This is a genomic window from Streptomyces sp. VTCC 41912, assembly GCF_045799175.1.
GTDB classification, from domain to species: domain Bacteria; phylum Actinomycetota; class Actinomycetes; order Streptomycetales; family Streptomycetaceae; genus Streptomyces; species Streptomyces albulus_C.
Genome location: NZ_JBJMAB010000061.1, coordinates 1 through 13,647, shown reverse-complemented (window position 1 = coordinate 13,647; position 13,647 = coordinate 1). Strand labels below are relative to the sequence as shown.

Annotated in this window: 10 protein-coding genes and 1 pseudogene; 5 read left to right on the top strand and 6 right to left on the bottom strand. The window is 75.7% G+C overall.

Translation table 11 applies throughout. From position 1 onward, the window contains the following. Window positions 1-67 precede the first annotated feature (67 nt). The gene (locus tag ACJ6WD_RS39390) at window positions 68-4,819 is read right to left on the bottom strand and encodes a DEAD/DEAH box helicase (RefSeq protein WP_407617642.1); all 4,752 of its coding nucleotides are present in this window, start codon (window positions 4,817-4,819) and stop codon (window positions 68-70) included. A 121-nt stretch (window positions 4,820-4,940) separates the two neighbouring features. Here ACJ6WD_RS39390 and ACJ6WD_RS39385 point away from each other — a divergent pair, with 121 nt between their 5' ends. From ACJ6WD_RS39385 to ACJ6WD_RS39375, 3 genes are all read left to right on the top strand, one after another. Further along, window positions 4,941-5,876, top strand: a complete 936-nt coding sequence (locus tag ACJ6WD_RS39385) for an AraC family transcriptional regulator (RefSeq protein WP_233660269.1) — start codon at window positions 4,941-4,943, stop codon at window positions 5,874-5,876. A 178-nt stretch (window positions 5,877-6,054) separates the two neighbouring features. Beyond that, entirely contained in the window at window positions 6,055-6,828 is a 774-nt protein-coding gene (locus ACJ6WD_RS39380) for an AzlC family ABC transporter permease (protein ID WP_376442346.1), read from the top strand. Next, a complete protein-coding gene (locus ACJ6WD_RS39375; protein WP_016574886.1) occupies window positions 6,825-7,133 on the top strand; it encodes an AzlD domain-containing protein in 309 nt (102 codons plus the stop codon). The genes ACJ6WD_RS39380 and ACJ6WD_RS39375 overlap by 4 nt, the downstream gene beginning before the upstream one ends. Before the next feature lie 42 nt (window positions 7,134-7,175). On the opposite strand, the gene ACJ6WD_RS39370 is transcribed toward ACJ6WD_RS39375, so the two are convergent. After that, the gene (locus tag ACJ6WD_RS39370) at window positions 7,176-8,099 is read right to left on the bottom strand and encodes a hypothetical protein (protein WP_233660270.1); all 924 of its coding nucleotides are present in this window, start codon (window positions 8,097-8,099) and stop codon (window positions 7,176-7,178) included. Window positions 8,100-8,692: 593 nt separating this feature from the next. Here ACJ6WD_RS39370 and ACJ6WD_RS39365 point away from each other — a divergent pair. Next, the gene (locus ACJ6WD_RS39365) at window positions 8,693-10,108 is read left to right on the top strand and encodes a hypothetical protein (RefSeq protein ID WP_376442318.1); all 1,416 of its coding nucleotides are present in this window, start codon (window positions 8,693-8,695) and stop codon (window positions 10,106-10,108) included. An 87-nt stretch (window positions 10,109-10,195) separates the two neighbouring features. On the opposite strand, the gene ACJ6WD_RS39360 is transcribed toward ACJ6WD_RS39365, so the two are convergent. The 3 genes from ACJ6WD_RS39360 to ACJ6WD_RS39350 form a co-directional block, all read right to left on the bottom strand. Beyond that, window positions 10,196-11,356, bottom strand: a complete 1,161-nt coding sequence (locus ACJ6WD_RS39360) for a TerD family protein (protein ID WP_376442315.1) — start codon at window positions 11,354-11,356, stop codon at window positions 10,196-10,198. Between the two features lie 180 nt (window positions 11,357-11,536). After that, window positions 11,537-12,217, bottom strand: a complete 681-nt coding sequence (locus ACJ6WD_RS39355; protein ID WP_331248631.1) for a transglycosylase SLT domain-containing protein — start codon at window positions 12,215-12,217, stop codon at window positions 11,537-11,539. A 57-nt stretch (window positions 12,218-12,274) separates the two neighbouring features. Then, a complete protein-coding gene (locus tag ACJ6WD_RS39350; RefSeq protein WP_016572786.1) occupies window positions 12,275-12,853 on the bottom strand; it encodes a TerD family protein in 579 nt (192 codons plus the stop codon). Between the two features lie 157 nt (window positions 12,854-13,010). On the opposite strand from ACJ6WD_RS39350, the gene ACJ6WD_RS39345 reads away from it, so the two are divergent. After that, window positions 13,011-13,424: a sec-independent translocase gene (locus tag ACJ6WD_RS39345; RefSeq protein ID WP_374206856.1), complete on the top strand. Its 414-nt coding sequence runs from the start codon at window positions 13,011-13,013 to the stop codon at window positions 13,422-13,424. Between the two features lie 25 nt (window positions 13,425-13,449). On the opposite strand, the pseudogene ACJ6WD_RS39340 reads toward ACJ6WD_RS39345, so the two are convergent. Further along, window positions 13,450-13,647, bottom strand: a pseudogene (locus ACJ6WD_RS39340) (transcriptional regulator); the annotation flags it as partial.

Genomic DNA, 13,647 nt, shown 5'->3' with positions numbered 1-13,647 from the left:
GCGGGCTGCGGGCGGCGGCTCCGTCCACGGCCCGGAGCCCGCCGGCGGGGTCAGCCCGCCGGTGGGGTCAGCCGCGCAGCCGCATTCCCCGGGGCGTGGGGTGGAAGCCCGCGGCCTCCAGGACGGGCGCGTAGGGGGAGGTGAGGGCGGAGGTGCCGTTGATGCGCTCGGTGGTGAGGGTGCCGACGGCGCCCGCCCGGGCCCCGTCGACGAGGGCCTCGACGGCGGAGTGCAGGCGGGGGTCGGTGGCGGCCTCGGCCGGGTCGCCGCCCAGTGGCCACATCAGGAGCGTCTTGCCGCCGCGCTCCAGGTAGAGCGTCAGCTCGCCGTCGACCAGGACGACCAGGGAGCCCGCCTTGCGGCCCGGCTTGTGGGTGGCCCCCTCGGGCGGCTCCGGCCAGGGCAGCGCGGCGCCGTACGCGTTGGCCGGGTCGGCCGCGGCGAGGACCAGGGCGCGCGGCCCCCCGCCGCGCCCGTGCCGGGCCGGGCCGCCGTCCGGGAACGGGCCGTCGGTGCCGCGCTCCCGCTGGGTGCTGATCGCCCGGAGGCGGTCCACCGCGCCGTCCATGGCGAACTGGGCGGCGCCCAGTCCCTCGACGACGTAGCCGCGGCGGGCCTGCCCGGACTCCTCGAAGGCGGCCAACACGCGGTAGGCGGCGGAGAAGCCGCCGGTGACCCCCTCGGCGGCGACCGCGCCGCGGGTGACGATGCCGTGCCGGTCGAGGAGCGTGCGGGCCAGGGCGTGGGCGCGGTGCGTCGGATCCGGCTCGGGCGCGGGGAGCAGGGACCAGCGGCCGCCGACGGTCGGCGGACCCGAGCGGGACGCGGTGGGGCGGGCGGCGGCGGTCAGCGTGCCGTACCTCCCCCGGGGGACGGCGCGGCGGGCGCGGTGGGCCGTGGAGCCCGCCGTGCGGCCCGAGCCGAGCAGGGCGCGCAGCGGGGCGAGGGTGTCGTTGGTGAGCCGACCCGACCAGGCCAGCTCCCACAGGGCGTCGGCGAGCTGCGGATCGGTGGCGTCCGGATGTGTGGTGGCCCGGACCTGGTCGGCGATCTGCCGGAAGAACAGGCCGTAGCCGGGGGCGAGAGAGCGCAGCACCGACTCGTGCAGCGCGGACAGTTCCAGGGGCAGCGGGGGCCGGAGCAGGAGGGGCGCGGTGTCGGCGAGGTGGAGCGAGAGCCAGCCGTCCTTGCCGGGCAGGGCGCCCGCGCCGGCCCACAGCACCTCGCCGGTGGCGGTGAGCTCGTCCAGCAGCGCCGGGGCGTAGCCGCCGACCCGGGACGGCAGGACCAGCTTCTCCAGGGCGGAGGCCGGCACCGGCGCGCCCTGGAGCTGCTCGACGGCGCGGACCAGGCCGTCGAGGCCGCGCAGCCCGGACGAGCCGGCGGCCGGCGGCGCGGGCGCCCCGGAGGAGGGCGCCGGCCGCGGCGCGCCGACGTGCTGCCACTGGGGGAGGAAGGCGGCCAGCGCGGCGGGCGGCACCGGCTCCAACTCCTCGCGCAGCGCGGCCAGCGAACGGCGGCGCAGCCGGCGCAGCACCTGGGCGTCGCACCACTCCTGACCGATCCCCTGGGGGTGGAACTCGCCCTGGACGAGGCGGCCGGCGGCGGCCAGGCGCTGGAGGGCGCCGTCGGTCACGGCGGTGCCCAGGCCGAAGCGGGTGGCCGCCTGTTCGGACGTGAACGGGCCGTGGGTGCGGGCGTACCGGGAGAGCAGATCGCCCAGCGGGTCCTTGACCGGCTCGGTGAACGACTCGGGGACGCCGACCGGGAGCGCGGTGCCCAGGGCGTCCCGGAGGCGGCCGGCGTCCTCGACGGCGGCCCAGTGCTCGGTGCCGGCGATCCGCACCCGGATGGCGCGGCGGGCCGCGGCCAGCTCCGCGGGCCAGGCCGGCTCGGCGCCCCGCTCGGCCAACTCGGCGTCGGTCAGCGGCCCCAACAGGCGCAGCAGGTCGGCGACGCCCTCGACGTCCTTGACGCGACGGTCCTCGGTGCGCCACTGGAGCTCGGCCTCCAGCTCCGTCAGGACCTCCGCGTCCAGCAGCTCGCGCAGCTCCGCCCGGCCCAACAGCTCGGCCAGCAGCCGGGAATCCAGGGACAGTGCGGCGGCGCGGCGCTCGGCGAGCGGGGAGTCGCCCTCGTAGAGGAACTGGGCGACGTAGCCGAAGAGCAGCGAGCGGGCGAACGGGGACGGCTCGGGGGTCGTGACCTCCACCAGGCGCACCCGGCGGGCCTCGATGTCGGCCATCAACTCCGTCAGCCCCGGCACGTCGAAGACGTCCTGGAGGCATTCGCGGACCGCCTCCAGGACGATCGGGAACGACCCGAACTCGCTCGCCACCTGGAGCAACTGGGCCGCGCGCTGGCGCTGTTGCCACAGCGGGGTCCGCTTGCCGGGGCTGCGGCGGGGCAGCAACAGGGCGCGCGCCGCGCACTCCCGGAAGCGGGAGGCGAACAGCGCGGAGCCGCCGACCTGTTCGGTGACGAGCTGGTCGACCTCGCCGTGGTCGAAGACCACGTCGGCGGCGCCGACCGGGGACTGCTCGGGGTCGAGCTCCGCGCGGTCGGCCGCACCGGAGCCGCCGTCGCCCTCGCCGTCGAGGAAGTCCAGGCCCATCAGGTCGGCGTCCGGCAGCCGCAGCACGATGCCGTCGTCGGCGTGCATCACCTGGGCGTCCAGGCCGTAGCGCTCGGTGAGCCGGGCGCCCAGGGCCAGCGCCCACGGGGCGTGCACCTGCGCCCCGAAGGGGGAGTGGATGACGACCCGCCAGTCGCCCAGCTCGTCGCGGAAGCGCTCGACGACGATGGTGCGGTCGTCCGGGACGTGGCCGCAGGACTGGCGCTGCTCGGCGAGGTAGCCCTGGACGTTGGCGACCGCCCAGTCGTCGAGGCCGGCGGCGGACATCCGGGCGCCGGCGTCCTCGGGGGCGAGTGAGCCGATCTCCCGGAGGAACGCGCCCAGCGCGCGGCCCAGTTCGAGCGGGCGGCCGAGCTGGTCGCCCTTCCAGAACGGCAACCGGCCGGGCACCCCGGGGGCGGGGGTGACCAGGACCCGGTCGCGGGTGATGTCCTCGATGCGCCAGGACGTGGTGCCGAGCGTGAAGACGTCGCCGACGCGGGACTCGTAGACCATCTCCTCGTCCAGCTCGCCGACCCGGCGTCCGCCGCTGCCCTTTCCGGAGCTCTCGCCGGCCAGGAAGACGCCGAACAGGCCGCGGTCCGGGATGGTGCCGCCGGACGTCACGGCCAGCCGCTGGGCGCCGGGGCGGCCGGTGACGGTCTGCGCGACGCGGTCCCAGACCAGGCGCGGGCGCAGCTCGGCGAAGGCGTCGGACGGATAGCGGCCGGCGAGCATGTCCAGTACGGCGGTGAACGCGGACTCCGGGAGCGCGGCGAACGGGGCCGCCCGGCGGACCACGGCCAGCAGCTCCTCGACGTCCCAGGTGTCCATCGCGGCCATCGCGACGACCTGTTGGGCCAGCACGTCCAGCGGATTGGCGGGCACCCGCAGCGCCTCGATGGCGCCCGCGCGCATCCGCTCGGTGACCACGGCCGCCTGCACCAGATCGCCGCGGTACTTGGGGAAGACGATGCCCTTGGAGACCGCGCCGACCTGGTGGCCGGCCCGCCCCACCCGCTGGAGTCCGGAGGCGACCGACGGCGGCGACTCCACCTGGACGACCAGGTCGACCGCGCCCATGTCGATGCCCAGCTCCAGACTGGACGTGGCGACCACGGCCGGCAGCCGCCCGGCCTTGAGGTCCTCCTCCACCTGGGCCCGCTGCTCCTTGGAGACCGAGCCGTGGTGCGCGCGGGCCAGCAGGGCCGGTGCTCCCTTGGCGGCGCCGGCCTCGGCCATCAGCTCGGCGGGGGAGTGGTGCTCGGGCAGCGGCGTGCCCGTGGTGCGCTCGTAGGCGATCTCGTTGAGGCGGTTGCACAGCCGCTCGGCGAGGCGGCGGGAGTTGGCGAAGACGATCGTGGAGCGGTGCGCCTGGACGAGATCGACGATCCGCTCCTCGACCTGCGGCCAGATGGAGGGCTTCTCGCCCGTCTCGCCCTCCTGGACGGGGGCGCTGCCCAGCTCGCCCATGTCCTCCACCGGGACGACCACCGTGAGGTCGAACCGCTTGCCGGACGGCGGCTGGACGATCTCCACCCGGCGCCGGGGCGAGAGATAGCGGGCCACTTCCTCCACCGGGCGGACCGTCGCGGACAGCCCGATCCGGCGCGCCGGGCGGTCCAGCAGCTCGTCCAGCCGCTCCAGGGACAGGGCGAGGTGGGCGCCGCGCTTGGTGCCGGCGACCGCGTGCACCTCGTCCACGATCACCGTCTCGACGCCGGCCAGCGCCTCCCGGGCCGCGGACGTCAACATCAGGAACAGCGACTCGGGCGTGGTGATGAGGATGTCCGGCGGGCGGGTGGCCAGTGCACGGCGCTCGGCGGCCGGGGTGTCGCCGGAGCGGGTGCCGACCCGGACGTCCGGCTCCGGCAGCCCGCGGCGGACCGACTCCTGCCGGATGCCCGTCAGCGGACTGCGCAGATTGCGCTCCACGTCGACGGCGAGCGCCTTCAGCGGCGAGACGTACAGCACCCGGCAGCGCTTCTTCGGCTCGGCGGGTGGCGGGGTGCTCGCCAGGGCGTCCAGCGACGCCAGGAACGCGGCCAGCGTCTTCCCGGAGCCCGTCGGCGCGACCACCAGGACGTCCGACCCCTCGGCGATGGCCCGCCAGGCGCCCTCCTGCGCCGCGGTGGGCGCACGGAACGCCCCCGCGAACCAGCCGCGGGTCGCGGGCGAGAAGGAGTCGAGCGCTGACTGGGTCATGTCCCCCATCGTGCACCGGACCACTGACAATCCGGTCCGCAGGCGGCCGCGGCCGGGTCGCGGTCGGTCCACCGGGCGGACGCCGCGCCGCCCGACCGCGCGCCGGACGCACAATGGCGGCATGGCCATGATCAGTGCGGGGGGCGCGCCGACCGCGCCGCGGGCGCGCGGCGAGTGGGCGCGCCACTGGCGCCCTCCCGAGTTGCCCGGCCTGGACCTGCTGCGGGCCCGCTACGTAGGGCACTCCTTCCCCCGCCACGCCCACGACGGCTACGTGATCTGCGTGGTCACCTCCGGGGTCGAGGCGGTCGGGCTGCGGGACGGCGTGGTCCGCGCCGGCCCCGGCGGCATCGTGATGCTCAACCCGGAGGTGCCGCACAGCGCGCGGGCCGGTGCCCCCGAGGGCTGGAGCTACGCCACGCTGTACCCGTCGGCGGAGGTCGTCGCCGGGATCGCCCGGGAGACCACCGGGCTGCGCGGCACCGCGGGCTTCGTCCGGGCCGTCGCCGACGAGCCCGGCACCGGCCGGTTGATCGCCGGCATCCACCGGGCCGCCGAGGCCGGCAACGCGCTGGCCGCCGACAGCCTGCTGCGGATCGCCCTCGCCCGGCTGCTGCGCGGCCACGGGGGTCCGCTGCCGGCCCGCGCACCCCGCTCGGCGGGCACTCGCGCCGCCGCCCGGGCCAGGGCGGTCCTGGAGGAGCGGATGGCCGACCCGCCCACCCTGGAGGAACTCGCCCGGGAGCTGGGGACCGGTCCGTTCGCGCTGCTGCGGGCCTTCCGCGCGGCGTACGGGATGCCGCCGCACACCTGGCTCACCGACGCCCGGGTGCGGCGCGCCCGCCGCCTCCTGGAGGCGGGCACTCCGCCCGCACGGACGGCGGTGGCGGTCGGCTTCACCGACCAGCCGCACCTGAACCGGCACTTCACCCGGATCGTCGGGGTGCCGCCGGGCGCCTACCGCCGGGAGCGCGCGGCGCCGCACGGCGCGCCGGGAGGGGAGCCCGGGGCGCCACGGACCAGGAGGCCGCGGGCCCGCGGCGACGCGGAGCGGTAGCCGGCGCCGCCCCGTCCCCCGCTGCCCGGAGGCCCAGTGGCGCGCAAGAACGTACAAGACGGTGGCGGCGGCGCCTCCTAGGGTCCGGGGCGTGGCGAAACAGAGAGCGCAAGCAGGCACGCGGCAGACGGCACCGAGGAGGGCGCGGGGCGCGCCCGCAGAGCACGCGGTCCAGGCGGTGGCGCCGCTGCCGCAGCGGCCCGACTCCGCCGTGATCCGGGACGCGTTGGGCGTCGGCGTCGCGGTCGGGCTGTCCGGCTTCGCCTTCGGCGTGACCTCCGCCGGGGCCGGGCTCAGCGTCTGGCAGAGCTGCGCGCTGAGCCTGCTGGTCTTCACCGGGGCCTCGCAGTTCGCCCTGGTGGGCGCGCTCGCCGCGGGTGGCAACCCGTTGACGGCCGCGGCCGGCGCCTTCTTCCTCGGCGTCCGCAACGCCTTCTACGGGCTGCGGCTCTCCGCCGTCCTGGGCTACCGGGGAACGGCCCGACCGCTGGCCGCCCACTGGATCATCGATGAGACCTCCGCGGTCGCCCTGGCCCAGCCCGACCGGCGCAGCGCCCGGCTGGGCTTCACCGTCACCGGGCTGGCGCTGTACGTCCTGTGGAACCTCACCACCCTCGGTGGCGCCCTGGGGGCCCGGGCGCTCGGCGACACCGACGCCTGGGGCCTGGACGCGGCCGGCCCCGCCGTCTTCGTCGCGCTGCTCGCGCCGATGCTGCGGTCCACCGTGGAGCGCTGCACGGCCGGCCTCGCGGTGCTGCTGCTCCTGGTGACGCTGCCGCTCGTGCCCGCCGGGGTGCCGGTGCTGCTCGCGGCGCTGGCCGCGCCCGTCGTCCTCGCCGTCCACGGGCGGCGCCGGCGGGCGCCCGCCCCGGGGGAGGCGATACCCGTGGCGCCGGTCCCGCAGGAGCGGGCCGGCGCGTCCCACGACGCACCGAAGGAGGACCGGGCATGACCGTCTGGATCGCGATCGGCGCCACCGCCGTGGGCTGCTACCTGGTCAAGTTCCTGGGCCTGTCGGCGCCCGCCGGCCTCTTGGAGCGCCCCCTGGTCAGACGGTTGGCCGCGCTGTTGCCGGTGGCGCTGCTGGCCGCGCTGACCGCCCAGGAGACCTTCAGCGAGGGCCGGCACCTGCTGCTCGACGCCAAGGCCGCCGGGGTCGCCGCCGCGGTCGTCGCCCTGCTGCTGCGCGCGCCGTTCCTGTTGATCGTCGCGGTCGCGGTGGCCGTCACCGCGGGGGTGCGGGCCCTGGGCGGGTGACCGCGCCGCCGGGCCGCCCGCCGGCCCGGCCCGCGGCCCCGGTCAACCCAGCGGCCGCCCGTAGGCGCGCAGGGTGAGCAGCGCCTCCAGCGTCACCATCGGGCGGCTCTCCAACGCGGTGCCCGGTGCCCACAGGCGCCAGGTGACGGGCCAGCCGCCGTCGTCCCCCTGGAGCGCGACGAGGTGGTCCAGCGCCCGGTCCACCTCCTGGTCGGTGAACCAACTGCGGGCCAGCGAACGGGGCGTGGCCGCGAAGTGGTACGCGAAGTGGTGCTCCCCGGGGGCGTACCCCTCCGGCACCGGGGTCTGGGCCGCCCGCGCGGGATCCAGGACGACCAGGCCCTGCTCCCGCACCAGACGGCCCAGTCGCTGCGCCGCGGCGGCCGCCCGCGGCCGGTCCGGGGCACCGTCCAGGAAGGCCACGGCCGCCGCGGCCTCGTAGGGGTGGGTCTGCTCCAGCGATTCCACGACCGCCCAGCAGTAGTCGGTGGCCCGGAAGAGCCAGGCGTGCCAGACCTGGTTGCGGTGCAGCAGCCCCACCACCGGGCCGGTCGCCAGGAGGGAGCTCGGCGGGGTGTCGACCACCGGGATCCAGGGTGCGGCCGGGTAGCCGCGCAGCGAGGGGTGCACCGCGGGCAGCGCCCCGTCGGGGGTCGAGATCCGGGTGAGGTAGCGGCAGATCCGTTCGACCCGGCGGCCGTCGCACCGCTCGATGCGGTCCAGGACCTTCAGGGCGTGCGCGGTGTGCAGCGGCTGGCTGACCGGGCCGCGCAGGTCGGGTTCCAGGGCGTGGCCGTAGCCGTCGTCGTCGTTGCGGTACGCGGTGAGCGCGGTCTCGACCGGGTCCGCGCCGCCGCCGAGGAAGTGGTACGCGAAGAGCCGCTGCTCCAGCACCCGGGCGGTCAGCCAGACGAACTGCTCGGCGCGCGCCAGAGGGGGCGCTGGGGGACTTTCGTTTTCGGCCATGGCCCCGACCGTAGGGGCCAAACCCCGCGCGGACACCGGCTCGCGGCCCGCTGCCCTCCGAGGGCGGGACCCTGGAGGCATCCGGTTGACGATCTCCGCGGTGGGCGCGGGGCGTCTTCAGGGGTGGGACGGGGATTGCGGGTTCGCGGTGCGCGTGCTGCAATGCCGCGCGTGATGGGTCAACTCCCGCTCCACAGACGCCTCTTCCTGGACCTCGCGCGGCTCGCGTCCGCGGCGTGTCGTCCGGCGGGCCGCTGACCCCGCCCCGTTCATCCGCTTTCGTACGTGTTCGTACCGGGCGTCAGCCGTCCCGGACGGCGGTCGGACCACCGTGCCCGGCCGATTCCGCGCCGGACCGTCGTGCGCGCGGCGTGCGGGACCGATCGTCCCGGATGCCGCCGCGCCGCCTGCCGGCCCCCGGGGAGCCGATGCCAACCGATCCTCCCGGTGGGCCGGTTGATCGGCGCCGCCCGTTCCGTACCACCGTCCCCACCGCTGACCGTGCGACCCGCGCGTGCGCCGTCCCGCCCGCGTGCCCGGCGCGCCCGAATCCGGCGCGCGCCGTCCCCCTTCCCGAATCCTGGAGCCGATCCATGCCCCCTCGCAGCACCCGCGTTCTCGCGCTCGCCGCCGCCCTGGCCGCCGTCCTCGGTACGGCCGGGCCCGCGCGGGCCGCGGCCCCGCCCGCCAACCCCCACCTCGCCGCGGGCGGGGCGGGGGCCATGCACGGCGACAGCGCCTCGTCGGACACCACGCCCCGCAGCGGCCCCGGGACCGGCGGGACCGTCAGCCACCGCACGGCGCTCCAGGCCGCCTGCCCGACCGTGGTCGCCGGGTCGGACGGCTACCCGGTGGCCGTGTGCACCGGCATGTTCGACCGGGCGCCGCACGTCCACCTGCTCGACCCGGCGACCGGCGCCTCGCTCACCGAACTGACACTCGCCAAGTCCAGCGTCCTGGGCGGCATCTACAGCTATCTGGACGAACGGGACCGGCTGGTGGTCGCCGACGGCTCCGGCGACCTGCTGCGGATCGCCCACGCCAGGAAGGCGGGCGGCGGCTGGGAGCTGAAGGTCGTCGAGCGGACACCGCTGACCGGCGCCGTGCCCGCCGGGGACAGCGTGGTCGGGCTCTCCCCGGACTGGCGGGGACGGGTGTGGTTCGCGACCGCGCACGGCCTCGTCGGCACGGTGGACACGACGACGAAGACCGTGCGGACGACGGACCTCGGCGAGGCCGTCGCCAACTCGATCTCCACCGCGCCCGAAGGCACCGCCGTCGCCACCGACCACGCGCTGTACCTGCTGCGCGCGGGCGCGGACGGCACGCCGCGGGTGGTCTGGCAGCGGGCCTACGACCGCGGGCCGGCCCGCAAACCGGGGCAGCTCAGCCACGGGACGGGCGCCACCCCGACGTTCTTCGGGCCGCGCACCGGTTCCGAGTACCTGGCGATCACCGACAACGCCGCTCCCCAGGAGCACCTGATCGTGGTGTCCACCGAGGACAACCGCACGGTGTGCCGGATACCGGTCCTCGACCCCAACGGCAGCGGCACCGAGAACTCGCCCATCGGGGCCGGCAACAGCGTCTACGTGGCCAGCACCTACGGCTACCCCTACCCGGCGGTGCCGGACGGCGCAGGGGCGGCGGAGCCGGCGAGCGCCCCGTTCTCCGGCGGGCTCACCCGGGTCGACGTCGACCGCGACGGGAGCGGCTGCGCGATCCGCTGGGACACCCGGATCCGCTCCGCCGCCGTGCCCAAGCTGTCCGTCGCGGACGGCACGCTCTACACCGTGGAGCGCACCGGCCTGCTGGACCCGGCACGGACCGGCATCCTGGACCGCTACGACTTCCTGGCCGTCGACGCGGAGACCGGACGGGTGACGAGCCGTCACCGCCTGGGAACCGGCTTCCTCTTCGACACGCTCCAGATGGCGGGCAACGCCACGCCGGGCGGCGTGTGGTGGCAGGGCACCCTCACCGGGGTGGTGCGGATCGCGCCCCGGTGAGCGCGCGGGCGGCCCGGTGCCGAACGCGCCGGAGCCCGGCCGTGACGGGTCACGACCGGGCTCCGGCGGGTGCTGCCGCGCGGCGGATCAGTACTCGTCGCCCTCGTAGTAGTTGTTGACGACCACCTCGGGCTCGTCGTCGTCGAACGCCTCGTTCAGCAGCGCACCGCCCACCAGGCCGGCGGCACCGGCACCGATCAGCGCGCCGGTGCCGAAGCGCCGGCCGCCGCCCTGCTGGTGGTCCGGCTGCTGGGCGTAGCCCTGCTGGGGGTAACCCGGCTGCGCCTGCTGCGGGTAGCCCTGCTGAACGGGCTGCGGATAGCCGGCCTGGGCGGGGGTGTAGAACGGCGGCGCGGTGGTCTGCACCCGCTGCGCACAGCCGCCGCAGGTCTGGACCTGGCGCGGCACGCCCCACTGCGGGGACCACGTCACGGGCGTCATCCCGGGGCCGTGGCTGGGGTCGAAGAAGCAGGTCATGTCGGAACTTCCTGTCGGTTGCGGTGAGGTGGCAGGGGCGAAGCCCGGCCCGGACGGTGCCGCTCCGGCGGCCGATGCCACGGCCACGGACGTCACCGTGGGCGTGGGCGGCGCCGGCGGGGCGGCGGGCCCGGTGGGCGCGGTGGAGGGGTGGGCGGGCGGCGCGGACCGGGCCGGTGCGGCCGCGGGGGCCGGCTCCTGGCGCAGCACGTCGACGCCGTAGTCCTGCGCGATGCCGGCGAGCCCGGAGGCGTAGCCCTGGCCGATCGCGCGGAACTTCCAGTCCGTGCCGTGGCGGTACAGCTCGCCGAAGACCATGGCGGTCTCGGTGGCGGCCTGGCCGGACAGGTCGAAACGGGCCAGCTCGGCGCCGCCGGTCCGGTCGACCACGCGGATGTAGGCGCTGCTGAGCTGGCCGAAATTCTGCCGGCGCTGCTCGGCCTCGTAGAGCGAGACCGGGAAGACGATCTTGGCGACCTCGGGCGGGACCGCGGCGAGGTCGACCTCGATCTGTTCCTGGTCCTCGCCCGTGGGCCGGCTGCCCGAGTGGCGCACCGAACCGTCGGGGCTGGTGAGGTTGTTGAAGAAGACGAAGTGCTGGTCGGTCAGGACCGTGCCGGACTCGCCGCACAGCAGCGCGCTGGCGTCCAGGTCGTGACCGGTCCCCGTGGCGGTCGCCACCTGCCAGCCCAGCCCCACCCTGACGGCGGTCAGACCTGGGGCCTGTTTGCTGAGCGACACGTTGCCGCCCTTGGTCAGGGCCACGCCCATGAGCTTCCTCCATAACGTTCCCGGCATCCGGCGTCCGTCGGCTACAACGCCAAGGAAATCAGCAAGGTTCCCTATCTTGCGCAATGCCTGAAGTATCAGGGTGAGGCGGCGTCAGAAGCGCGCCACCACCGCGTTCTGACGCCTTCCTGTCGCCGGACCGTCGCGGGGGTGACGGTCGCCTCACCGGTTGACGGCCCGGCCGGCCCGCGCCCAGTTCTCGTGCAGGCGGTCCAGGTAGGACTGGGCCTGGACGCCCGGCGGGGTGCCGTGCGCGAAGGCGCGCATGTTGCCCGCACCGGCGTTGTAGCCCAGCGCCAGCAGTTCGTCTCGGGTGTGCCCGACGGGCCGTGCGGGCAGTTGGCGGTCCAGGTCGTGCAGGTACCAGGCGGCCGCCTCGACGGCGAGGTCCCGGTCGTCCGGCAGCTCCTCCCACTTCCGGTCGGCGAACGCCCGACCGCGCTTGACCTCGTCGAACGCGGCCCGGTGCATGTTGGCGACCCCGAACGCGGCATCGGGTTTGTAGCGCTGCCAGGCCCGCTCCAGGGCCGGGTCGTGCGGTTTGTAGGACTCGTTGTAGAGGATCGCCATCAGCAGCTGGGGGTGGATGCCGGCGGCCGCCGCGTACCGGCGGACCGCGGCGGCGCAGTCGGCCGGGTCGTACGCCCCCGCCGACTGCGGGGCGGTCGTGCTGCCGCCGGGCGTCGCGGACGGGGTGGCGTCCGGCGCGGCGGACGACGTGGCGGCCGGGCGCGGTGCGGCGTCCGGGGTGGTGCCGCCGCGGTCGGTGTGCGCCACGGCCCAGACGGCCAGGGCGGCACCCGGCAGCACCCACCACCGCCACCGCACCCGGGATGCAGCCATCTCCCGCTCCTTCCGCCCCGCGCCGGCGTCCGGCGGACGGCCCGCCCGGCGCGCCGTTCAGCCGACGTTGACCCCGAAGTCCTGGGCGATGCCGCGCAGGCCCGAGGCGTAACCCTGCCCGATGGCGCGGAACTTCCACTCCGCGCCGTGCCGGTAGACCTCGCCGAAGACCATGGCCGTCTCGGTGGAGGCGTCCTCGGTGAGGTCGTAGCGGGCGATCTCCCGGCCGTCGGCCTGGTTGACCACCCGGATGAACGCCTCGCGGACCTGGCCGAAGCTCTGACCGCGTTCCTCGGCCTCGTAGATGGAGACCGGGAAGACGATCTTGCCGACCTCGGCCGGGACCGCGGCCAGGTTCACCTGGATCTGCTCGTCGTCGCCGTGGCTGCCGCCGGTGAGGTTGTCACCGGAGTGCACCACGGAACCGTCGGGGCTGGTGAGGTTGTTGAAGAAGACGAAGTGCTGGTCGGTGAGGACCTTCCCGGACTGGGCGCACAGCAGGGCGGAGGCGTCCAGGTCGTAGTCGGCGCCGGTGGTGGTGCGGACGGCCCAGCCCAGGCCGATGGTCACCGCGCTGAGGCCCGGGGCCTCCTTGCTGAGCGAGACGTTGCCGCCCTTGGACAGGGTCACACCCATGAAAAACCCTCCAGCTGTCCTGAATCCTGTCTGTGCCGTCGTTCTGGACAACGCCGGGAACCCCGTCTTGGTTCCACGATTGCGCAATATCTAAAATGTCCGAGGACGTGCGTGCCGCAGCGGTGCGGCGCACCGGCGACCCAAGAGGAGTGGCGGGATGTTCCTGGGCATGAGTACCCCCGACGTGCTCGTCATCGGCATCCTGGCGGTGCTGCTCTTCGGACCGGACAAACTACCGGAGTTCCTCCAGAACGCCACCGCGCTGGTACGCAAGGTGCGGAACTTCTCCGACCAGGCCAAGGAGGAGGTGCGCGCCGGACTGGGCCCGGAATTCAAGGACTTCGAGTTCACCGACCTGCACCCGCGGACCTTCGTGCGCAAACAACTGCTCGGCGACGACGGCCTGGGCCTCGGGGAACTCCGCGACGGCATCGGGGAACTGCGCGCCGCACTCGACCCGGAGCCGGCGGCGGCGCCGCACGCGAGCCGCGTGCCGGTGGACCTGCGCAAGCGGTCCGCGTTCGACGCCCCCATGGGCGAGCGCCCGCCGTTCGACGCCGACGCGACCTGAGCGGTCCGCGCGCCCGGTGGGGCCCTCAGCCGCCCAGTCGGCGCAGGCGGGCCGGCGGCGCGTCCGCCTCGCGGGCGGCGAGTTGGACGACGAGCGTGCGCATCACCGCGACCGTGTCCGGGTCGTCGACGAAGTACACCACCCGCCGGCCCTCGCGGCGGGAGCGGACGAGGCCGGCCAGTTTGAGCTTGGAGAGGTGTTGGCTGATGGCGGGCAGGGCGCC

Coding starts and splice junctions, on each gene's coding strand:
- ACJ6WD_RS39390 (WP_407617642.1), bottom strand. CDS start 4,819: ATGACCCAGTCAGCGCTCGACTCCTTCTCGCCCGCGACCCGCGGCTGG.
- ACJ6WD_RS39385 (WP_233660269.1), top strand. CDS start 4,941: ATGGCCATGATCAGTGCGGGGGGCGCGCCGACCGCGCCGCGGGCGCGC.
- ACJ6WD_RS39375 (WP_016574886.1), top strand. CDS start 6,825: ATGACCGTCTGGATCGCGATCGGCGCCACCGCCGTGGGCTGCTACCTG.
- ACJ6WD_RS39370 (WP_233660270.1), bottom strand. CDS start 8,099: ATGGCCGAAAACGAAAGTCCCCCAGCGCCCCCTCTGGCGCGCGCCGAG.
- ACJ6WD_RS39365 (WP_376442318.1), top strand. CDS start 8,693: ATGCCCCCTCGCAGCACCCGCGTTCTCGCGCTCGCCGCCGCCCTGGCC.
- ACJ6WD_RS39360 (WP_376442315.1), bottom strand. CDS start 11,356: ATGGGCGTGGCCCTGACCAAGGGCGGCAACGTGTCGCTCAGCAAACAG.
- ACJ6WD_RS39355 (WP_331248631.1), bottom strand. CDS start 12,217: ATGGCTGCATCCCGGGTGCGGTGGCGGTGGTGGGTGCTGCCGGGTGCC.
- ACJ6WD_RS39350 (WP_016572786.1), bottom strand. CDS start 12,853: ATGGGTGTGACCCTGTCCAAGGGCGGCAACGTCTCGCTCAGCAAGGAG.
- ACJ6WD_RS39345 (WP_374206856.1), top strand. CDS start 13,011: ATGTTCCTGGGCATGAGTACCCCCGACGTGCTCGTCATCGGCATCCTG.